This is a genomic window from Pseudomonas sp. NUPR-001, assembly GCF_052147955.1.
GTDB lineage: Bacteria > Pseudomonadota > Gammaproteobacteria > Pseudomonadales > Pseudomonadaceae > Aquipseudomonas.
The window spans coordinates 568,413-588,198 of the sequence record NZ_CP197353.1; the positions used below are offsets into that span (position 1 = coordinate 568,413).

The 19,786-nt window shown below is 65.2% G+C and carries 21 protein-coding genes and 1 pseudogene; 1 reads left to right on the plus strand and 21 read right to left on the minus strand.

Going from position 1 to position 19,786, the window contains the following annotated elements; genetic code table 11:
* Nucleotides 1-47: 47 nt before the first annotated feature.
* From ACP6KB_RS02620 to ACP6KB_RS02695, 16 genes are all read right to left on the minus strand, one after another.
* The gene (locus ACP6KB_RS02620; RefSeq protein WP_033990732.1) at nucleotides 48-293 is read right to left on the minus strand and encodes a DUF2274 domain-containing protein; all 246 of its coding nucleotides are present in this window, start codon (nucleotides 291-293) and stop codon (nucleotides 48-50) included.
* Complete coding sequence (locus ACP6KB_RS02625; RefSeq protein WP_442111906.1) at nucleotides 290-1,567, minus strand: TrbI/VirB10 family protein; 1,278 nt, start codon at nucleotides 1,565-1,567, stop codon at nucleotides 290-292. Before ACP6KB_RS02625 ends, ACP6KB_RS02620 begins: the two co-directional genes overlap by 4 nt.
* Before the next feature lie 2 nt (nucleotides 1,568-1,569).
* A complete protein-coding gene (gene trbG / locus ACP6KB_RS02630) occupies nucleotides 1,570-2,574 on the minus strand; it encodes a P-type conjugative transfer protein TrbG (protein ID WP_023127270.1) in 1,005 nt (334 codons plus the stop codon).
* On the minus strand, nucleotides 2,571-3,275 hold the full coding sequence (gene trbF / locus ACP6KB_RS02635) for a conjugal transfer protein TrbF (protein WP_023127269.1): 705 nt from the start codon (nucleotides 3,273-3,275) through the stop codon (nucleotides 2,571-2,573). Before trbF ends, trbG begins: the two co-directional genes overlap by 4 nt.
* A 30-nt stretch (nucleotides 3,276-3,305) precedes the next feature.
* Nucleotides 3,306-4,679, minus strand: coding sequence for a P-type conjugative transfer protein TrbL (gene trbL, locus ACP6KB_RS02640; protein WP_023127268.1), 1,374 nt, complete (start codon nucleotides 4,677-4,679; stop codon nucleotides 3,306-3,308).
* Nucleotides 4,676-5,002 (minus strand): hypothetical protein, encoded by a 327-nt coding sequence (locus tag ACP6KB_RS02645; protein ID WP_023127267.1) that lies wholly within the window; start codon nucleotides 5,000-5,002, stop codon nucleotides 4,676-4,678. The genes trbL and ACP6KB_RS02645 overlap by 4 nt, the downstream gene beginning before the upstream one ends.
* A 12-nt stretch (nucleotides 5,003-5,014) precedes the next feature.
* Complete coding sequence (trbJ, locus tag ACP6KB_RS02650) at nucleotides 5,015-5,752, minus strand: P-type conjugative transfer protein TrbJ (RefSeq protein ID WP_442111909.1); 738 nt, start codon at nucleotides 5,750-5,752, stop codon at nucleotides 5,015-5,017.
* Entirely contained in the window at nucleotides 5,749-8,199 is a 2,451-nt protein-coding gene (gene trbE / locus ACP6KB_RS02655) for a conjugal transfer protein TrbE (RefSeq protein ID WP_023127265.1), read from the minus strand. Before trbE ends, trbJ begins: the two co-directional genes overlap by 4 nt.
* A 15-nt stretch (nucleotides 8,200-8,214) precedes the next feature.
* A complete protein-coding gene (locus ACP6KB_RS02660; protein WP_034028659.1) occupies nucleotides 8,215-8,487 on the minus strand; it encodes a VirB3 family type IV secretion system protein in 273 nt (90 codons plus the stop codon).
* Complete coding sequence (locus ACP6KB_RS02665) at nucleotides 8,484-8,867, minus strand: TrbC/VirB2 family protein (RefSeq protein WP_004883090.1); 384 nt, start codon at nucleotides 8,865-8,867, stop codon at nucleotides 8,484-8,486. The genes ACP6KB_RS02660 and ACP6KB_RS02665 overlap by 4 nt, the downstream gene beginning before the upstream one ends.
* Nucleotides 8,864-9,931 (minus strand): P-type conjugative transfer ATPase TrbB, encoded by a 1,068-nt coding sequence (gene trbB / locus ACP6KB_RS02670; RefSeq protein ID WP_004883088.1) that lies wholly within the window; start codon nucleotides 9,929-9,931, stop codon nucleotides 8,864-8,866. Before trbB ends, ACP6KB_RS02665 begins: the two co-directional genes overlap by 4 nt.
* On the minus strand, nucleotides 9,928-10,392 hold the full coding sequence (locus tag ACP6KB_RS02675) for a ribbon-helix-helix protein, CopG family (RefSeq protein WP_004883086.1): 465 nt from the start codon (nucleotides 10,390-10,392) through the stop codon (nucleotides 9,928-9,930). The genes trbB and ACP6KB_RS02675 overlap by 4 nt, the downstream gene beginning before the upstream one ends.
* Complete coding sequence (locus tag ACP6KB_RS02680) at nucleotides 10,389-12,392, minus strand: conjugal transfer protein TraG (protein ID WP_442111912.1); 2,004 nt, start codon at nucleotides 12,390-12,392, stop codon at nucleotides 10,389-10,391. Before ACP6KB_RS02680 ends, ACP6KB_RS02675 begins: the two co-directional genes overlap by 4 nt.
* Nucleotides 12,393-12,628: 236 nt before the next feature.
* On the minus strand, nucleotides 12,629-12,907 hold the full coding sequence (locus ACP6KB_RS02685) for an EexN family lipoprotein (protein ID WP_023127262.1): 279 nt from the start codon (nucleotides 12,905-12,907) through the stop codon (nucleotides 12,629-12,631).
* Nucleotides 12,904-13,848: a LysR family transcriptional regulator gene (locus ACP6KB_RS02690; RefSeq protein WP_023127261.1), complete on the minus strand. Its 945-nt coding sequence runs from the start codon at nucleotides 13,846-13,848 to the stop codon at nucleotides 12,904-12,906. Before ACP6KB_RS02690 ends, ACP6KB_RS02685 begins: the two co-directional genes overlap by 4 nt.
* Nucleotides 13,849-13,879: 31 nt before the next feature.
* On the minus strand, nucleotides 13,880-15,433 hold the full coding sequence (locus tag ACP6KB_RS02695; RefSeq protein ID WP_021018496.1) for an MFS transporter: 1,554 nt from the start codon (nucleotides 15,431-15,433) through the stop codon (nucleotides 13,880-13,882).
* Nucleotides 15,434-15,535: 102 nt separating this feature from the next.
* On the opposite strand from ACP6KB_RS02695, the gene ACP6KB_RS02700 reads away from it, so the two are divergent.
* Nucleotides 15,536-16,330, plus strand: coding sequence for a helix-turn-helix transcriptional regulator (locus ACP6KB_RS02700; protein ID WP_021018495.1), 795 nt, complete (start codon nucleotides 15,536-15,538; stop codon nucleotides 16,328-16,330).
* Between the two features lie 30 nt (nucleotides 16,331-16,360).
* On the opposite strand, the pseudogene ACP6KB_RS02705 reads toward ACP6KB_RS02700, so the two are convergent.
* The 5 genes and pseudogenes from ACP6KB_RS02705 to ACP6KB_RS02725 all read right to left on the minus strand — a co-directional run.
* Nucleotides 16,361-17,022: pseudogene (locus ACP6KB_RS02705) on the minus strand (DUF3363 domain-containing protein); the annotation flags it as partial.
* Nucleotides 17,023-17,063: 41 nt separating this feature from the next.
* Nucleotides 17,064-17,894, minus strand: coding sequence for an aminoglycoside O-phosphotransferase APH(6)-Ic (aph(6)-Ic, locus tag ACP6KB_RS02710; protein ID WP_442111915.1), 831 nt, complete (start codon nucleotides 17,892-17,894; stop codon nucleotides 17,064-17,066).
* Nucleotides 17,891-18,271, minus strand: a complete 381-nt coding sequence (locus ACP6KB_RS02715; protein ID WP_000131935.1) for a bleomycin binding protein BLMT — start codon at nucleotides 18,269-18,271, stop codon at nucleotides 17,891-17,893. The genes aph(6)-Ic and ACP6KB_RS02715 overlap by 4 nt, the downstream gene beginning before the upstream one ends.
* Before the next feature lie 20 nt (nucleotides 18,272-18,291).
* The gene (locus tag ACP6KB_RS02720; RefSeq protein ID WP_000572405.1) at nucleotides 18,292-19,086 is read right to left on the minus strand and encodes an aminoglycoside O-phosphotransferase APH(3')-IIa; all 795 of its coding nucleotides are present in this window, start codon (nucleotides 19,084-19,086) and stop codon (nucleotides 18,292-18,294) included.
* Nucleotides 19,087-19,428: 342 nt separating this feature from the next.
* Nucleotides 19,429-19,707 (minus strand): EexN family lipoprotein, encoded by a 279-nt coding sequence (locus ACP6KB_RS02725; protein ID WP_012076320.1) that lies wholly within the window; start codon nucleotides 19,705-19,707, stop codon nucleotides 19,429-19,431.
* Nucleotides 19,708-19,786 lie beyond the last annotated feature (79 nt).

Genomic DNA, 19,786 nt, shown 5'->3' on the forward strand with positions numbered 1-19,786 from the left:
CAGCCGGTGGCTGCGCGTTCGATGGATGCCGTTGGTATGTGACGCCATCATGTCGGCTTCGATGGCGCGCTCCGGGTCGCCGTGCCCTTCCTGAATCCCCGATCCCCCGCCATGAACGCCTCCAGCATGTGCGGGATCAATTTCTCTGCATCGACCGCCTCGCCATACGCCTGCGCGTGCAGCGAGGCGTAGCGGTCGAGGTCGGCTTTCAGGCTTGCCGGGCAGGCGAAGGTCAGCTTGACACTCTCGGTCTTGGGCAGAGGCCCGAGCCGCAGCTTCTTGGTCGTGGTCATTGCGAAGCTCCCCGGTTAAAGAACAGGGGCTGGTACGGCCGCAGCACCAGATCCCGGTTGACGATGATCCGCACCGGCAACCCTGGCCGCGCCGTCAGTGTCGGCTGGATGTTCATGTTGCGGCGGGTGATCTCCTGGCCGACCTGGTTGATGCTGTCTTGCGCGCTATCGCGCCCGGCGATCACGATGCGGTTGCCATCCTGGCGATTCTCCGGCGCGGCCAGCTCGGCGCCTACGCCCAGCAGCGTCGTCAGCACCGCGCCCGAGACGATGCGCTTCCAATGCCAGTCCACGTCGTCCTCCAGGCCGGCGTAGCCCGCTGAATCGGTGCCCACAAGGTTGTCGAGCGTCAGCGATGAGGTATCCGGCAGGATGACCCGGTTCCACACTATCTGCACGCGGCTCTGCCCGTAGCTGACCTGGCTGTTGTAGCGCCCGAGGATGCGCGACCCCTGCGGGATCAGCAGGAACTTGCCGGTGGCCGTGTCATAGACCGGCTCCGTCACCGTGGCGATCACGTCGCCCGGCAGATCGGACTTGATGCCTGTCACCAAGGCACCTGCGACCACGGTTCCGGCCATGACCTGATACGGCGAGGCCGGCAGGGTCAGGTTGCCGGAATTACGGGTTTCCGTGGTTCCGGCTTTCTGGAAAGCCTCTTTCTGGTCTTGCCGGTTCTGTACGGCGGTCGGGTCGGCAGGCTGGGCCGCCGTCGAGGCCGGGCCAGCCGCCAGTGGGTCGAAGGCCGCATTGGCGGCGAAGCCCGGCGCGGCGGCCACCTGCGTCTGCGCCACTGGCGCGGCCTGCGACCCTGAGCGGAAGAACACCGACGATGCCGCCGCCGCTTCGGCTTCCTTGCGCAGCGCATCGTTGGGGTCGTGGCCGGGGGCCGCATAGGCGGCCGTCACCGGCTGCTGCGACTTCACGATGGCCGGGCCAAGATCGCCCGGCAGCGGCGGCCCCAGCTCCGGCACGGATGCCGGCAAAGGGGGCGGCAGCTTCGAGTAGTCCGCCGGCAGCGCGTCCAGCCCTTCGGACTTCGAGACACGATCGACGTTGTAAAGCTCGGTCTGCTCGCCTGCGCCGCGTCGCTGCGGTTGCAGCGACCACATCAGCGCGCCGAGCACGGCGACCGACAGGGTGCCTGCGAGGATGGCCAGCGTGCGCCGGTTCAGGCGCGTGACCGGGCGCGGCTGGGCGCGCAGCGCCACCGCCTCGGGCGTGACTTTGCCCGCCTGTGGCGTGGCGAGGTCGGGAGTGTCGTCCTGGCTCATGGTCAGTTCCTCCGCACCGCGCCATCCGTGCGTTCGATCCGCACCACGTCGCCGCCATCACCACCGAGGCGCAGTTCGGCCGCGCCGAACAGCCGATCCACGATGTAGTACGGCGAGCGGAAACGGTAGTTCACCAGTTGCCCGTCGCCCTGCGCGCCGATGACGAACAGCGGCGGCAGCTCGCCTTGCGCGATGCCCGGCGGGAACTGGATATAGACCTTCTCGCCATCGTCGAAGGCACGCAGCGGCTTCCACGGCGGATTACTGCCGCTGACCGCGTAGCGGAAGCGGATCTTCTCCAGCGACAGGCCGGTATCGACCGGCGCTGCGGCGCTGGCCGCCTGTGCCTGGCGCTGCAAGGCCAGCATCCGGTCTTTCGGATAGTCCCAGGACACTGAGGCCATCCACGCCTTTTCCGTCGAGGTCAGCTCCAGCAGGTACGTCCGGCGGCTGGTAGTAATGACCAGATTGGTTCTCAGGCCAGAGCGGATCGGCTTGACCAGCACATTGACGCGCAGGTCGGCGCCGCTGCCGCTGGACGTGTCGCCCACGATCCAGCGCACGGTATCGCCGGCGGCGACAGTGACAAGCTCCTCGCCTGGCTGGAGCGAAACCACGGTCACGCGCCCCGGCGCGGCATAGACCTGATACAGCGCGCCATCGGTGAAAGGCCACACCTGAATCGCATTGACGTAACCCTCGCGGGTCGGCGCGATACGCGCCTCGGCATTCGCACGCGAAACACGCACCTTCTCGTCGGCCGGCTCCGGCGCGGCCGGGGCCGCGTCCACCTCGGGCAACGGCTTCAACTGTGCCGGGAGTGCCAGCGGCTCGGGCACGGCGACCACTTCCACCGGCGCGGGCGGCTCCGGCAGCGGCTGCGCCTGCACCGGCTCATCGAGCGAAATGGACGGCGGCGGCTTGCCCTGCGAGGCGCAGCCCGAGAACAGAACAGTCGAGGCCAGCAGGATCGACGGCAAAACGGATTTACGGAAAAGTGCATTCATGGCTTGGCTCCTTCGGAAGAATCCAGTTCGCGGCTCCACGCCAGGCCATTGACGTAGATGCCCAGGGGGTTGCGGCGCAGGCGTTCTTCGGTGCGCGGGGTTTGCAGGACGATGGACACCACGGCCGTCCACCGCTCCAGCCCGGCGGCCGCGCCATTGACGTAGCGGCGTTCCGTCCAGCGCACGTTGAAAGACGTGTCGCTGGCGCGGACGACACTGGTGATCTGCACCGTCACCGACTCCTTGCCGATGCGCACGAATGGGTCATTTGTGCGGGCGTAGTCGTTGAGCACGGCCGCGCCCTTGTCGGTGGTGTAGTCGTAGGCATCCAGCCAGTTCTGCCGCACAACGATGGGATCGACAGACAGCGATCGCACCAGGCCGACGAAGCGCGCCAGGTGGTGCGCGATATGCGCATCGGCGGGCCGGTACGGCGTAGCCGCTTCGCCCACGGCGCGCACCTGCCCCGACTGATCGACCTCGATGACGTAAGGCGTGACGATGGACTGCGCCGAGCGCCACACCAGGCCGCCAGCCATCAGAAGCGCGAGCGTGAGGCAGCCGAAGGCCATGAATCGCCAGTTCTTGGCCTGGACGCGGGCCGAGCCGATACGGTCGTCCCACACCTGCGCGGCTGATTGGTAAGGGGTTGCAGGCTGCGGCGTGTCGGCATAGCGCACCTGCGGGCGTTTGAATCGCATGGGTGTTCTCCTTGAGGGTCAGGTATCGGTTCACTCATCGGCGCGCAGGCTCGGGCCTTGCCCCGAACCTCCGCCGTCGCCACCGCGCAGCGTGTGGGCGGCGGTGGTTGCGGCATGGGTGATCTGCTGGCGGCGGTGCATCCGCTTGGCCCAGGCGGGTTGCTCCTGCTTCGGTGCGCTGGCGGCGCTGCCCGCGCCTTCGCCTGCGGCGGCCTGGCCGGAGCCGGCAGCGCCGGCATCCGCGCCGTTCCAGCCAGCCCGGAAGGAATCGGCCACCTTCTGCCCGGCAGCGGAAGCACCGGACGCAGCTCGGCGGCCTGCCGCCTGCGCGCCGGTCTTGGCGACGTTGCCGAGGCCCGCAGCAGCGCCCTTGGCCCCGCCGCCCGCAGCGGCGGAACCGGCCTGGAATGCCGACTTGGCGCTGCTGGCCGCCGACGTGGCGGCGCGCGCACCAGCGCCGGCCAACTTCGCGGCAGCGGGAGCCATGCGTGCTCCAGCAGCGACGGCACCACCCACGCCGGTTGCGGCGGCACCGATGGCAACGCCCGTGCCGACCGCGCCGACGGCCGCGCCCGCCATCGCGCCCGCGCCGAGCTGCGGCGCACCGGACACGAGGCCGGTGGCGATACCGGGGCCAAAGATGCCCAGCGCCAGCAGCGCGAGCGAGGCAAGCATCACGACCAGCGCGTGGTCGATGGAAGGCTCGTCGGGATGAACCTGGAACTCCGCGAACAGGCCCGAGCCGATACCGACGATGACGGCCAGCACCAGCACCTTGATGCCCGACGACACCACGTTGCCGAGCACCTTTTCCGCAAGGAAGCTCGTCTTGTTCCAGAGTGCGAACGGAATCAAGACGAAGCCGGCAAGCGTGGTCAGCTTGAACTCGATCAGCGTGATGAAAAGCTGTACCGCGAGCACGAAGAAGCAGAGGATCACCACCAGCCAGGCGATGAACAGCACCACGATGGGGTCGAGATTCACGAACACTTCGGGGAAGCCTGCCATGTCCCCAATCTGGTCGAGAATCGGCGCCCCAGCGTCGATGCCCGTCTTCGCCAGCCGTCCCGGCTGGAGAAAGTTCTCCATGCTCAACGTCGAGCCGGTGGCCATCAGGCCCAGGCCGGCGAACGACCGGAACACGATGCCCGACAGCCAGTTGAAGTTGTTGATGATGTAGGCGAAGGCACCGACGTAGAGCACCTTGCGCAGCAGCTTTGCGATCACGTCCTCGCCCTGGCCGGTGGCGTGGCTCATGGCCCAATACAGGCCGGCGATGGTCATGTCGATGACGATCAGCGTGGCCGTCAGGAACGCCACTTCGCCTTGCAACAGCCCGAAACCCGAGTCGATGTAGCGCGAGAACGTATCGAGGAAGCGGTCGATGATGGTCACGTCGTTCATGGCGTGTCCTCCGCAGCGGCGAGCGGCGCATCGCCTTCCGGCGCGTCGTCGGTGGGCGTGTCGAAGCTCGCCGGGATCGGCGGCAGTTCGGTCAGCGTCCGGTATTCGTCCGGCCCGGTCTGGCCGGCGAAGAACCGCCGCCGGAAGGCTTCGGCGGCGGCGCGGCAGGTGTCTTCGCCTGCGGCGTGCCGGTCGGCCGCGCATTGGGCGCGCAGCGCCTTGAGCCGCACGGGATCGGCGGCCAAGGTCGCGGCCAGGTCTTCGGCCGGCTGCTGGCCACACGCGGCCAGCAGCACGGCCAGCAGGACAGGAACGCATCGCATGGCCGCCCCCTTTCAGTTGTTGTAGAAGTTGACGGACTGCGGCGTGTACGGCGTGCCGGTGCCGAGGAAGCGCCGCCGCACTTCGCGGGCGCGCTCGGTCGCCGCCGCCTGCCGCGCCAGTTCCAGCGAGGCCGCCCGGTCTTGCGTGATCTGGAGCTGCTGGGCCTGGATGGACTGCTTGGCCTGCAAGGCAAGAAGCTGGTTCGTCGCCTGCATGGCTTGTAGCGCGCCGGTGGCCGACTGGCTCTGGCTTACGAGATCGGCCAGTGCGCTTTCGTCTTGCGCCAGGTTCTGCGACACCTGCGCCTGCATCCGCATCGCGGTGTGCAGGCCGTTCAGCGTGTTTTTCCAGCGTTCCTGCGCATCACGCAGCATCTGGTCGCCGCTGATGGTGGTGGCGTACTGCTCCGGGTACAGGCGCAAAAACGTGGCATCCATGTTCTGTACGTCGTAGGCCAGTCCCTGCGCCTCGGCGATCAGGCGCTCGGTGGTGGCGAGCGTCGAGCGCAGGCGGTTGACGATATCGAAATCCAGCTTCGTCAGGTTGCGCGCCTGGTTCATCAGCATCTGCGCTTCGTTTTGAAGCTGGTTGATCTGGTTGTTGATCTGCTCCAGCGTGCGAACGGCGGTCAGCGTGTTCTGCACGAAGTTGGACGGGTCGAACACCGTCAGCGCTGCTGCGGACTGCACGGCCAGCAGCGACACCGACAGCGCGGCGGCCAGCGTTACGGAAAGCACACGGGTCTTCATGGCAGGTTCTCCTGTCGTGGTTGGGAAAGAAAAGAAGCCGCCGCCGGTGACGACGGCAGCAGGTCGGCGGCCCAATCAAGGCCGCGATGGCGCAGCCACGCGCCAGCGAAGCCGGGAGCACCGGCCTGCGTCAGCACGCGGTCGATGTCGCGTTGGTCTTGCGGTGTGGATGCGCCCGCGAAGGCGAGCGCGGCCGGCCCCAGGTCGAGGTCGAACAGGCGATTGCCGAGGCGCGATTGGTAGTAGTAGTCCTGCTTGGGCTGCGCGGTGGCGACGATCTCGATTTGCCGGCTGTTGAGGCCGAAGCCCTCGTACATCGTGCGAATCTGCGGCTCGGTGGCCTGCGGGTTAGGGAGAAAGATCCTGCTCGCGCAGCTTTCGATGACTGCCGGTGCGATGGATGACTCTTTGACGTCGGCGAGCGACTGCGTATCGAAGACGACGGAAACCTGCTTTTTCCGCAAGGTCTTGAGCCACTGCCGAAGCCGGGCCGCAAATATGGGGTCGTCCAGAAAAACCCACGCCTCCCCGAGAAAAAGCATCGTGGGCGAGCCATCGAATCGTTCTTCCAGGCGGGCAAAGAGGTAGTTCAGAACGGCCAGCACGGCGGCCTTGCTGTGCATGAGTTCTTCCATCTCGAAGCACTGCACATCCGCGCTACCCAGCCGGTCGTGGTCGGCATCCAGCAACTTGCCGTGCGCGCCGCCGAGCACATAGGGCGCAAGCGCCTGGCGCATCACGTTCGATTGCAGCAGGACGGACAGGCAGGTCAGCGTGCGCTGCTCCACGGGTGCACCAGCCAGGCTGCCGAGCGCCGACCAGATAGCGGCCTTCTCGTCGGGGCCGACGACCACGCCTTCGTGCAGCAAGCGCCCTTCGATCCATTCGGCGGCCCAGGTGCGGTAGCCCTCGCGGTCGATGCGGGCGAGCGGCTGAAAGGCAATCTCGCCATCGGCACTGAGGTCGTAGTGCTCGCCACCAAGGCCCAGGGTCGCGGCGCGTATGGATCGCCCTACGTCAAAGATAAAGACGCGCGAGCCGCGATAGCGGCGGAACTGCATGGCCATCATGGCGACCAAGACCGACTTGCCCATGCCGGTCGGGCCGACGATCATCGTGTGCCCCACGTCACCGATGTGCGTCACCAGCCGGAACGGCGTCGCGCCATCGGTGCGGGTGACGATCAGCGGCGGGCCGTCCAGATGCTTGTTGCGTTCGGGGCCGGCCCACACCGCCGACACCGGCATCATGTGCGCCAGGTTCAACGTCGAGACGATGGGCTGGCGCACGTTGGCATAGGCGTTGCCAGGGATAGACGAAAGCCACGCATCCACGGCATTGAGCGTTTCGGGGATGGTGACAAAGCCGCGTCCTTGGATGACCCGCTCGACCATGCGCAGCTTTTCGTCGGCCACGGTTGGGTCGGCATCGAGCACCGTCACCGTGGCGGTGAGGTAGCCGAAGGCGACTTGATCGCTGCCCAGTTCCTGCAAGGCGGCATCAGCATCGGCTGCCTTGTTGCTGGCGTCGGTATCGACCAGCGGGCTTTCCTGTTGGAAGATCGTTTCGCGCAGCAGCGCGATGACGTTCTTGCGCTTGGCGAACCATTGGCGGCGCAGGCGGCGCAGCTCCTTTTCCGCCTCCGCTTTGTCGAGGCAGAGAAAGCGCGTACTCCAGCGATAGGCAAAGCCCAGGCGGTTGAGGTCGTCCAGCAGGCCCGGCCAGGTCGAGGTCGGGAAACCCCGCACCGACACCACGCGCAGGTGCTGGTCGCCCAGCATGGGCGCCAGGCCGCCGACCAGCGCGGAGTCGTCCAGCAGCGCATCCAGATGGAAAGGCACCTCGGGGACGCCGATGCGATAGCGCCGCGTCGAGACGGTTGCGTGCAGGTAGGTCAGCGTCTGTGCGTCATCGAGCCAGGCGATTTCCGGCATCACGCCATCGAGCAGGTCGAACACGCGATCGGTTTCCGCCACGAAGGCATCGAGCCGGCCGCGCCAGTCCACGCCATCGCCCGGCGCGTGCTCGTAGAGCAGCTTGGCCGCACGGGCGCGGGATTCCTCGGGCGGCAGGTAGGCCAGCGTCAGGTGATAGGCGCTCTCGAAGTGGTTGCCCGATTCCTCGAAGGCGGCGCGGCGTTCTTCATCGACGAGCCAGGACAACGGTTCGGGAAACTCGGAGTGCGGGTAGTCTGCGGCCGGTCGGCGCTCGGCTTCCACGAACAGCGCCCAGCCTGAACCCAGCCGGCGCAGCGCGTTGTTCAGCCGCGCCGTGGTGGCGACCAACTCGCCTTGCGTGGCGCTGTCCAGATCAGGCCCGCGAAAGCGCGCCGTGCGCTGGAACGAACCATCCTTGTTCAGCACCACGCCTGGCGCGATCAGCCCGGCCCAGGGAAGCCAGTCGGCCAACAAGGCGGGCCGCTGGCGGTATTCGGCGAGGTTCAGCATCGCGGCGTCCTCCCCTCACACGTCCAGCAGCGGGCGATGCTTGATGTGCCGGGCGAAGACTTGCATGAACTGCGGATCGACGCGCGCACCCCACACCGCCAAAGAATGGCCGACGATCCAGAGCACTACGCCAGGAATCCAGAGTTGCAGGCCCAGCCCGACGGCAGCGGCTAGCGTGCCGTTGGCAATCGCCACCGTGCGCGGTGCGCCGCCCATCAAGAGCGGCTCGGTCAGCGAGCGATGTAGCGGCACCTCGAAGCCGGCCGCGAAGCTATCCGGGCCACTCATACGACAGCCCCGCCGGAGAAGCTGAAGAACGACAGGAAGAACGAGGACGCGGCGAACGCGATGCTCAAACCGAACACGATCTGGATCAGCTTGCGAAAGCCGCCCGACGTGTCGCCGAAGGCGAGCGCGAGGCCCGTGGCGATGATGATGATGACCGCGACGATGCGTGCCACCGGCCCCTGAATCGACTCCAGAATGGATTGCAGCGGGCCTTCCCACGGCATCGAGGAGCCGGATGCCTTCGCCGTGCCCGCCGTCATCAGCATGACTGCGGCCAGCAGCAGGCCGTGGTGCGCGGGGCCGGCCAGCCGCCGCAGGCGTGCGATGGTTGAAACCGGATTTACGGAATTACGGAAAGCGTGAACGTGCATCTGCGTCATGGCAGTTCTCCAGGTAGGTCAAGGGACGAGGAAGGCGCAGCGGCATCGGCTGCGAGAGGAACCGGCATCAGCTCGGGAAACGGTGTTTCCAGCGCGTCCGCCAGGCGATAGCCGGTGCCGTCGAAACCGACGACACGGGCGATGCTTTCGACGCGGCGCTTGCGGCCACGCCCGGCGATGTGGATCACGACGTTGACCGCCTCGGCGATCAGCGCACGCGGTGGGTTCACCGCCACTTCAAGAATCAACTGTTCGAGGCGCAGCAGCGCGCCCAGCGCGGAACCGGCGTGGATGGTGGCGATGCCGCCGGGGTGGCCGGTGCCCCACACCTTAACCAAGTCCAGGGCTTCGCCGCCGCGTACCTCGCCGACGATCACGCGGTCGGGGCGCAGGCGCATCGTGGCCCGCACCAGCTCGGTCATAGACACGACGCCAGCGCGGGTGCGCAGCGGCACATGGTCGCGGGCTGCGCATTGCAGCTCGATGGTGTCTTCGAGCACAAGCACGCGGTCGCCCGTGGCGGCGATCTCCGCAAGCAAGGCATTGGCGAGTGTGGTTTTGCCGCTGCTCGTCGCCCCGGCGATCAGGATGTTCTGGCGCTCACGCACGGCGCGGCGCAGGAACTCGGCCTGGCCTGTGGTCAAGATGCCGTCGGCCACATAGCGATCCAGCCCGATGATGCTCACGGCGCGCTTGCGCAGCGCGAAGGCTGGGCCGGGCGCTGCGGGCGGCAAGATGCCCTCGAACCGCTCGCCGGTTTCGGGCAGCTCGGCGGTCAGCAGCGGCCGCCCGCGATGCACCTCTGCGCCGACGTGCGCAGCCACCAGCCGGATGATGCGTTCGCCATCGTCTTGGGACAGCTCCACGCCCAGCGGCATGCGGCCCGATGACAACCGATCCACCCATAGGGTGCGGTCGGGGTTGAGCATGATTTCCACCACGTCGGGGTCGGCCAGCGCAGCGGCGATGACTGGCCCCATTGCCGTGCGCAGCATCTGGATACGGCGATCCAGAGAGGTTGCGGCGGATGAGAGTTCGGGCGGGGTTTGCGGAATGGCGCTCATGAGGCACGCTCCTGCGCTTCAGCCAGTGCCTCCGCGTCATCCATTCGCGCCGGGTCTGGGTGCAGTTCTTCCACAACGTCGCGCACCAGGCTGCGGCCACGCAGCAGGTGGCGGCCGAGCCGCTCCACGAATTGCTCGAAACGCGCTTTGCCTTGGGCGCGAGCTGCGTCCTGATGGGCTTCGGGAATCGGGGTGCTGACGGTCAGGAAGTAGCGGATGAACAGCGCCAGTGTTTCGATCTGGATGTTCTGGTCGCGCTCCATGCGCTCGGCCTGCCGCGACAGGCGATCAAGCCGCTTGGCGATGGCCGCCTCGCGCTGGTCGCCGGCATCGGGCGAGAGCCACGATGCGAGCGCCGCCGCGACGATGGACGACTTGGACACGCCTTTCTTGGCGGCCAGTTCTTCGAGACGCTTGGCGTGCTCAGGCTGGATGAACAGATTGAGGCGGTATTGGCTCATAGGTCGATTCCGTCGTTGGGGTCGAGGGAAGCCAGCCGGGCCGTGCGCTGCATGGCCGGGTCGAGCTGGCCGGGAAGCGGCAGCGGCAGGTCGTCGTCGTCATCGAGCAGCGCCAGGTCGTTGCCGGTGGGCGGCGCCTCGGGGCTGTATTCGGTGACTTCGGATAGCTCTGGCTGGCGGCGCGGGCCACCGTCGTCGGCGGTGCCTGCGGCGTCGCTGGACAGGCCCGCAGCCGGGGCCGTTGGCACGGCTGGGATCGCTAGGCCGCTCCAGTCGTCAGGCCGGGCTGGTGGCGCATCGGCGTACTGCCCGGCCGTGAGCGCGGGCGGCGGCAATACGCGGCTCTTGAAATTCGCGTCGGCGTAGTAGCGCAGCTTTTTCGCCTTGATCGGTGCCACGCTGGAAACCATCACCACGGCTTCGTCGGTCGGAAGCTGCATCACTTCGCCCGGCGTCAGCAGCGGCCGTGCGGTTTCCTGCCGCGACACCATGAGGTGCCCGAGCCACGGGGCCAATCGGTGCCCGGCATAGTTGCGCTGCGCGCGCAGTTCGGTAGCGGTGCCAAGCGTTTCGGAGATCCGTTTGGCCGTGCGTTCATCGTTGGTGGCGAACGTCACGCGGACATGGCAGTTATCCAGAATCGAATGGTTCTGGCCGTAGGCCTTGTCGATCTGGTTGAGCGACTGTGCGATCAGGAAGCTGCGGATGCCGTAGCCCGCCATGAAGGCAAGCGCCGTCTCGAAGAAGTCCAGGCGGCCCAACGCCGGGAACTCGTCGAGCATCAGCAGCAGCTTGTGGCGGCGCTCGATGCCATCACTGCCGTCGAGCGATTCGGTGAGCCGCCGACCTATCTGGTTGAGGATCAGGCGAATGAGCGGCTTCGTCCGCGAAATGTCCGAAGGCGGCACTACGAGATACAGGGAGACGGGATGCTCGGATGCGATCAGGTCGGCGATGCGCCAGTCGCAGCGCGACGTGACTTCGGCCACCGTCGGGTCGCGGTACAGGCCGAGGAACGACATGGCCGTGGACAGCACGCCCGACCGCTCGTTGTCCGACTTGTTGAGCACTTCGCGGGCAGCGGACGCGACAACCGGGTGCGGTGCATCGCCCAGGTGCTTCGTCGTCATCATCCGGTGCAAGGTCAGCTCGAACGGGCTGGCCGGATCGGACAGGAAGTTGGCGACGCCGCGCAGCGTCTTGTCTTCGCCCGCGTAGAGCACATGCAGGATGGCCCCGACCAGCAGCGCGTGCGAAGTCTTCTCCCAATGGTTGCGCTTCTCCAGCGCACCTTCGGGGTCAACGAGAATGTCCGCGATGTTCTGCACATCGCGCACTTCATGCGCGCCGTGCCGTACTTCCAGCAGCGGGTTGTAGGCCGCCGAGTTTGCATCCGTGGGGTTGAACAGCAGGCAATGGCTGAATCGGCTGCGCCAGCCTGCGGTGATCTGCCAGTTCTCCCCCTTGATGTCGTGGATGACCGCCGAGGCAGGCCAGCTCAACAAGGTGGGCACCACCAAGCCGACGCCCTTGCCGCTGCGCGTCGGCGCGAAGGTCAGGACGTGTTCCGGGCCTTCGTGGCGCAGGTATTGGCGGTCGTGCTGGCCGAGGAACACTCCGACCGGCTGCGTGAGGCCCGCCTTGCGAATGTCCTCCGCATTCGCCCAACGGGCCGAACCGTAGGTCGTGACCAGGCGTGCCTGCCGCGAACGCCAGACCGACATGGCAATGGCGACGGCCACGGCGACCATGCCGCTGGCACCGGCAATGGCGCCGCCGGTGTCGAAGACCTCCGGCGCATAGGCGCCGTAGAAGAACCACCACTCGAACAGCCGCCACGGGTGATAGACCGGCGTGCCAAGAAAATCGAACCAGGGCGAGCCAAGGCGTAGCTGATAGCCAAGGGCGGCTGCTGTCCATTGTGTGGCGCCCCACACGCCGGCGATCACGATGCCGAATACCACGGCGATCTGACCGAACAGCACGTTCGTCCCTTGCATGACCTGGCCTCCGATTTCTCCTGCGCTGATTCCTCATGGAAAAAGCGGCACATGGACGTGCCGCAGGCGTCAGGATGGGTGCCGAGTCAGTGCCGGTCAAAGACCGTTTAGAGCAGAAAGATCGAGCAAAAAGAAAGAATTAGCGCGGTGGCGAGCTAACGAAAAACGCCGCAAGCGCGGGCGCGTTGCGGCGTGTCGAACAGAAGAATGAAGGCTATGTGGCGATCAGTCAGCAATCAGAACTTGGGGGATTCTTCTGGCGACGTGTACGGGGTTTCGCCATCGCCATAGAACCGCTTGCGCGTGGCTTCGGCCACCCGATTGCAGAGCAGATCACCCAGCTTGGCGCGGTCGGTCTTGCATTGCTGCCGTAGTTCCTTGAGCCGTTCGGGGTTGGCCGCCAGTTCTTCCACCGTCGGGATGTTGGCTTCCGAATCGGCGGGCTTCTGTGGCGTTTCAGACTGGCCGCAGGCAGTCAACGCGGCCACCAGCAAGAACGGAATGATCTTCTTCATGGCGTCAGTTCCTCCGATTGATCGGGATTGCGGCCTCGTATGGGCCTGGGAGGCTCCAGCGATTCGATGGTCTGCACGCGCTCAATGAAGCGGGTCAGTTCGTCGGACGGATCACCGTCGAGGTGGAGCAAGTAGGTTGTCAACGGCGGCACGCGCAACGCGAGCGGTCGGGCCACGACACCTGATTCACGGCTGGAGGCAATGTGCGCGGCGCCAGCCAGCCCGAGCGCGAAGCCGGCCGACACCAAGGCCATCATCAGATCGAAGGATGCGACGCGCTCTGCGATCAGAGGCTCCATTTCGGTACGACGCAGCACCCGTTCGACATGCTTGGCATGGCCTTCGCACACTTGCGGATCGCACAAGACCAGCGGATAGCGAAGCAACTCATCCAACGGGATGCGCTTGTGGGCCAGCAGCGGGTGTCGGGCAGGCACGGCCACCATCAGTGGATCGTGCCAGACGGGCGAGGCCACAATGCCATCGCCGGAATCATCGGAGCAGGCAAAGCCCACGTCGTACAGGTCATCATGCAGACCCTTGATCTGCTGCGACAGGGGCACTTCGGTCAGGCGGATTTCGACTTCGGGCTCTTCCTGTCGGCACAGCGCCAGCAAAGCCGGCAAGCGTGACGGCGTGATGCCGTCGGACAGGGCGATACGCAACTGGCCGTGGAAGCCATTGGCTGCGGCCTTCACGCTGTCGCGGGCCTGATGCAAGGCAGTGAACACGCGCGGTACGTGATTGAGGAACAGCTTGCCTGCGCGAGTCAGTCGCGTGCTGCGCGTGGTGCGTGCGAACAGCACCACGCCTAGCTCTTCTTCCAGCTCCTTGATGGCGCGTGACAGCGGGGACTGCTCGATATGCAGTTTCTCGGCCGCGCGAGCGAAATGCAGTTCTTCAGCTACCGCGAGGAAGCAGCGCAAATGACGTAGCTCCATAGCCAGGGCCTCCCGTTTTCAGTCTGGATAGTCAGACCTTGCGGGCATTCGCGCCCACATGACGCAACGCCACGGCGGAAAGCACGGCCAGCACAGCAACGCTTACTGCGTTGAAGATGGCGGCGCCTTGGAGTCCCGCGATGAATGCCGCCTGCGCCTGTTCCATCAAACCGGCCGGCAACTCCGACGCGACGGAAGATGCGGCCCACAAGCTGTCGCTGACGGCTTCGCGCGCAGTGGTCTTGAGACCATCCGGCAAATGGCCCAGCACCTCTTGGTGATAAACCGCGCCAGCAATGCTTCCAAGCAAAGCGATGCCCAGCGAAATCCCCAAGTCTTGCACCATCTCGGTCATCGCAGAGGCCGATCCGGCCTTCTCGGGCGGTGCAGAACCGACCACGAGGTCTGTTCCCAGCGCGGCAATGGTGCCGTTGCCCAGATAGGCCAGCGCCAGAGCGGCAACGCTCAGTGTTACGCCGGCGGTGCCGTGGCTCAATTGCGTCAGCATCAGATAACCCAACACGGACAGAGCCAGCGAACCGGCGACCACGAACCCCGGTCGGATCACTCGTGCCACGAGCGGAGCGCCGGTGCCGCCAACGATCATGGCGAGCGCCGCGAGGCCCATCCACAAACCCGCGACCGCGGGTGAGTAGCCGACCACCAGTTGCAGATACTGTGCGACCAGCAGCATCGTGCCGCCCACCGCCACCAGGCCGAACAACAGCACGACCAGTGCGACCGAGAAGGCCCGGTTGGCAAACAGGCTCAAATCGAGCAACGGATCAGCCAGCCGTCGCTGACGCCTGACGAATATCCACGCAAACAGAACGCCGGCCAGAATGGCGACAACAGCATCGGGCGCAAGGCTGGATTTGGCGATCTGCTTGATGCCGTAGACGAAGGGCAACATAGCGGCGAGCGACAGCGCCACGCTGGTCAGGTCTACACGTTCGCTTTTGGGCGCGCGATACTCGGGCAACAGAAACGGGGCGAGGATCAGCAGCAGGATCACGACAGGCACCGCGATCAGGAAGGCCGCGCCCCACCAGAACCATTCCAGCAACAGGCCGCCCACGACCGGCCCCAGGGCATAGCCGATGCCCCACATCGTTGCCCAGATGCCAATACCAAGGGCGCGCTGGCGGGGATGAGGGAACAGATTGCTGATCAACGCCAGTGTCGAAGGCATCAACGTGGCGCCTGCCACGCCGAGGGCGGCCCGCGCCGCGATAAGCATGTTGGCGCTGGTCGAGAACGCGGCCGCCACCGAGGCCACGGCAAAAGCAACCGCGCCGATCAGCAGCAATTTGCGGCGACCGATGCGGTCGCCCAGCGTTCCCATCGTGATGAGAAAACCCGCGATCAGGAAGCCATAGGCGTCCATGATCCAGAGCGCCTGCGTGCTGGTCGGCTGCAAATCGAGCGCGAGTGCCGGCAAGGTCAGATGCAGCAACGACAGATCCAGCCCCAGCATGACCGTGGGTAGGGACAAGATGGCAAGCCCCGCCCAAGCACGGGCGCCGGCACGCTCGGATATGTGATCCTCGGGCACTGCGATAGGGACAGATTCGTGATGTGTCATGGATGCGGGTCTCGGGCAATTCGGATTGCTAAAACCACATCTTCCAGGCAATATCATCACATGACAATTTAAGTACTTATCCTATTACCAATAGCAACAGCCATGCAGGATCGAAGCCTCAGCCGTACTCGAAACGAACTGTCGGAGTTCCTGACCCGCCATCGGAAGAAGCTGACGCCGGGCGCTGTCGGCTTGCCTGCCACCGAACGGCGCCGCACGCCCGGCCTGCGTAGGGAAGAAGTGGCGGCCTTGGCTGGCGTGGGTCTGACTTGGTACACATGGTTTGAGCAAGGGCGCGATATCCAGGTGTCGGAGAAATTCCTGTTGAGCGTGGCTTATGCCCTCAAGCTCGACGATGCCGAATGCAGCCATCTGTTCCTGCTGGCGCACAGACGCCCTCCGCCGCCAGAAGCACATCAATGGGATTCGGTGACAGCGGACATCCAGCAATTGCTGGACGACTTGCCCAGGCCGGCCTACGTGCAGAACCTGCGCTGGGATGTGGTGGGTTGGAATGCGTCGGCTGATGCGTTGTTCGGATTTGCCGACAAGCAGCGAGAAGACCGCAACCTGCTGCGCATGACATTTGCCGACCCCGACATGCGGCGACGGCTTACCGACTGGCCCAACGACGCGCCCAGGCTGCTGGCGCAGTTCCGCTATGACGTTGCCATTGCACCGGAAGACCCGGCGATGCTGGCTTTGATCGAGGATTTGAAAGTGCTCTCTCCCAGCTTTCGCCGTGGGTGGGAAGTGCCGGACGGCGGGATTGCAATACGCGGCATTGGTTCAGTTGCGGACACCAAGGGTGAGCAACGAAATTTTCGTCATGAGACGCTGATAGTGGACGAGCATAGGCATTTGAGAATGGTGGTGTACTTTGCGGCTCAGGCTTAACGATTGACTGCGATACAAGTATCCGGGACGTTAAGCACCGAACCCGCGCTGCCGCCCAATCTCCCACGACACTCCACCACCGCGCACCGTCGCGGCGATCTGCTGCCCCAGTCGCTGTTCGATCACCGCCCGCCACGGCACCAGGCTGAACCCCATGCCGTCATCGAGCATCACGTAGCGCCCACTGGCGAGCATGACGGAACGCCGGTAAATGCCTGCGGCACGCTGGCCGTCTGTGACGGGGCGATGCTCCAGGCCGGTTTCCGCCGCAATGTCCTTGGCGGTCTGCGCCAGCTCCCGATTGCGCAGCGTGCCCAGCAGGTTGCGTGCAAGGATGACGCGCTGCCCGCGACGCTCTGCCACCCCCTGTTCCGCCAGGAAGTCGGCACGCTGCTGCATGGCTTGCCTTGCATCGCTGCCAAAGCCCAGGTCGCCCAGGCCCGAGCCACCGCCGATCAACTGCTGGTCGAGCCAGGTGGCCCCAACCGCGCGAGCCTGTCGCTCGATAGGCAGGTGCGATTTCAGCTCCACGGCCACACCACCCAGGCGCTGCGCGTCGTACTGGCGGCCACGCTCGGCCAAGTCGTCCGGCACCTTCCATAGCCCCTCAGCCACGCGCTCCACAATGCTGGCCCGGTGCATGGCTTCGAGTCGGCGGATGTATCCCGTAACGACTTCAACGGATCACGGCCCAGCCTGGGCTAGCTCGACGACCAGGTGATCGGTGACCGCGCTAATCGAGCATGCGGCGTGCCATGGCGTTGATGACCAGATCAATCGCCGCGCACTCGCCATCGTCAATGAACCAGGCTGCCGACAAGCCGGTCCATGCAACGATCCAGCGCAGAAGCCGTTCGGGCTCAAGCCCGGTCTCGGCGACCACAATGCGGAGCCGGGCCTCCAGCCTGCCCGGCAGGACCGCAAGCGGCCGATCGGGGTCGCTGAGGTCTGGATTCGTGAAGATGTTGGCATAGTCGAAGGTGCGCTCGCCCAGCAGCCCGTGCGGGTCGATGGCGAGCCACCCGCGGTCGCCGAAGTCGAGCACGTTCTCGTGGTGCAGGTCACCGTGGAGCGGGCACACCTCGCGCGGTGCCGCCAGGAGTTGGCGCGCCACGCTGGCGGCGGGCGCAAGTGCCGCGTGCTCAGCGGCCAGCCGGAAAAGCGGCTGGAACCATTCCTGCAGCGGATGGAGGTCGGGCAGCGGTCCGGACCGCGGAGCGTGCAGGCGCGCAGCCGTGCGGCAGAGGATCCTGCAGGCCTCGTCGTCCTGGCCGGACCACGCCATCTGTGCAAGGTCGCCCGCCCCGAACGCGCGCTCCATAAGCAGAGCGCCCGCCGCCGAGGCGAAGACCCGTGCGGCGCCCTGCCCGTCCCACCAGGTTAACAGGCGATAACCCGCCTCTTCATCTGGAATGCGCGCGACCTTCAGCATCGCTGGCGTGTCCCCCTGGCGGACGGCAAGCACCCAGCTCGAGTGGGTCGTGAGCAGCGCACCGTCGCGCTGCAGGCGCCAGCGCTCCATCCACGCAGTGACCTCAGGCGGAAAACGGGAAGACACACTCATGAGATGCCTGCAAGCAATTCGTTCTGTATCAGGCGCAGGAGCGTCCCGTCCGGGTCGACCAAAGCGGCCATCGTGCCTCCCCACTCCTGCAGTTCGGGGGCATGGATGCGCGGATAGCCGCTGCTGGTTTCCTGGATGCCGACGGATTTGCACTGCCGGTAGAACTCCGCGAGGTCGTCCAGCCTCAGGCAGCAGCTGAACCAACTCGCGAGGGGATCGAGCCCGGGGTGGGCGAAGAACTCCAGCATGAGATCCCCGCGCTGGAGGATCATCCAGCCGGCGTCCCGGAAAACGATTCCGAAGCCCAACCTTTCATAGAAGGCGGCGGTGGAATCGAAATCTCGTGATGGCAGGTTGGGCGTCGCTTGGTCGGTCATTTCGAACCCCAGAGTCCCGCTCAGAAGAACTCGTCAAGAAGGCGATAGAAGGCGATGCGCTGCGAATCGGGAGCGGCGATACCGTAAAGCACGAGGAAGCGGTCAGCCCATTCGCCGCCAAGCTCTTCAGCAATATCACGGGTAGCCAACGCTATGTCCTGATAGCGGTCCGCCACACCCAGCCGGCCACAGTCGATGAATCCAGAAAAGCGGCCATTTTCCACCATGATATTCGGCAAGCAGGCATCGCCATGGGTCACGACGAGATCCTCGCCGTCGGGCATGCGCGCCTTGAGCCTGGCGAACAGTTCGGCTGGCGCGAGCCCCTGATGCTCTTCGTCCAGATCATCCTGATCGACAAGACCGGCTTCCATCCGAGTACGTGCTCGCTCGATGCGATGTTTCGCTTGGTGGTCGAATGGGCAGGTAGCCGGATCAAGCGTATGCAGCCGCCGCATTGCATCAGCCATGATGGATACTTTCTCGGCAGGAGCAAGGTGAGATGACAGGAGATCCTGCCCCGGCACTTCGCCCAATAGCAGCCAGTCCCTTCCCGCTTCAGTGACAACGTCGAGCACAGCTGCGCAAGGAACGCCCGTCGTGGCCAGCCACGATAGCCGCGCTGCCTCGTCCTGCAGTTCATTCAGGGCACCGGACAGGTCGGTCTTGACAAAAAGAACCGGGCGCCCCTGCGCTGACAGCCGGAACACGGCGGCATCAGAGCAGCCGATTGTCTGTTGTGCCCAGTCATAGCCGAATAGCCTCTCCACCCAAGCGGCCGGAGAACCTGCGTGCAATCCATCTTGTTCAATCATGCGAAACGATCCTCATCTGGCTCATATATCTTCGGTCAGCGCCGGATGGGCAAAATACCAGGCAACCCGACTGGCGAGGAATCTGATTGCAGGGGGGAAGATATGGTCATTACGTAAATTACTCGCTCAGTCTCTCGCCAAAACAAGAGATCTTGAACCTCCAGGCTTCGCAGTCCCTCGTACAACCGGAGACAACATCCAAGCGATAGCGCGGCTCGGTTTGAGGGCATGCAGGCGGTGGACCAAACGCAAGTTCACCAGCCTGACATGCATCTCCGCATTCTCTTATTGGCAGGACGCTGATCATAGTCACGATCCTTGAAACGCTCAACCACGTAATGCTCAAAATTTTGGTGGTTCCTTCGGCGGATTGTATGGCGTTGCACCGTCGCCATAGAACCGCTTGCGTGTGGCTTCGGCGACCCGGTTGCACAACACGTCGCCCAGCCTGGGGCGATCGGTCTTGCACTGCTGGCGCAGTTCCTTGAGTCGTTCAGGGTTGGCGGCCAGTTCCTCCACCGTCGGAATATTCGCCTCCGAAATGTTGGCCTTCTGAGGCGCCTCGGACTGGCCGCAGGCAGTCATCGCGGCGAACAGTAAAAGCGGGATGATTCTTTTCATGGCGCAGGTGCAACGGATAGGAAATTCAACCGCATGAGGCCAAGTATGGCGCGAGTTTTGGGCCTCGAAACACGTTCGG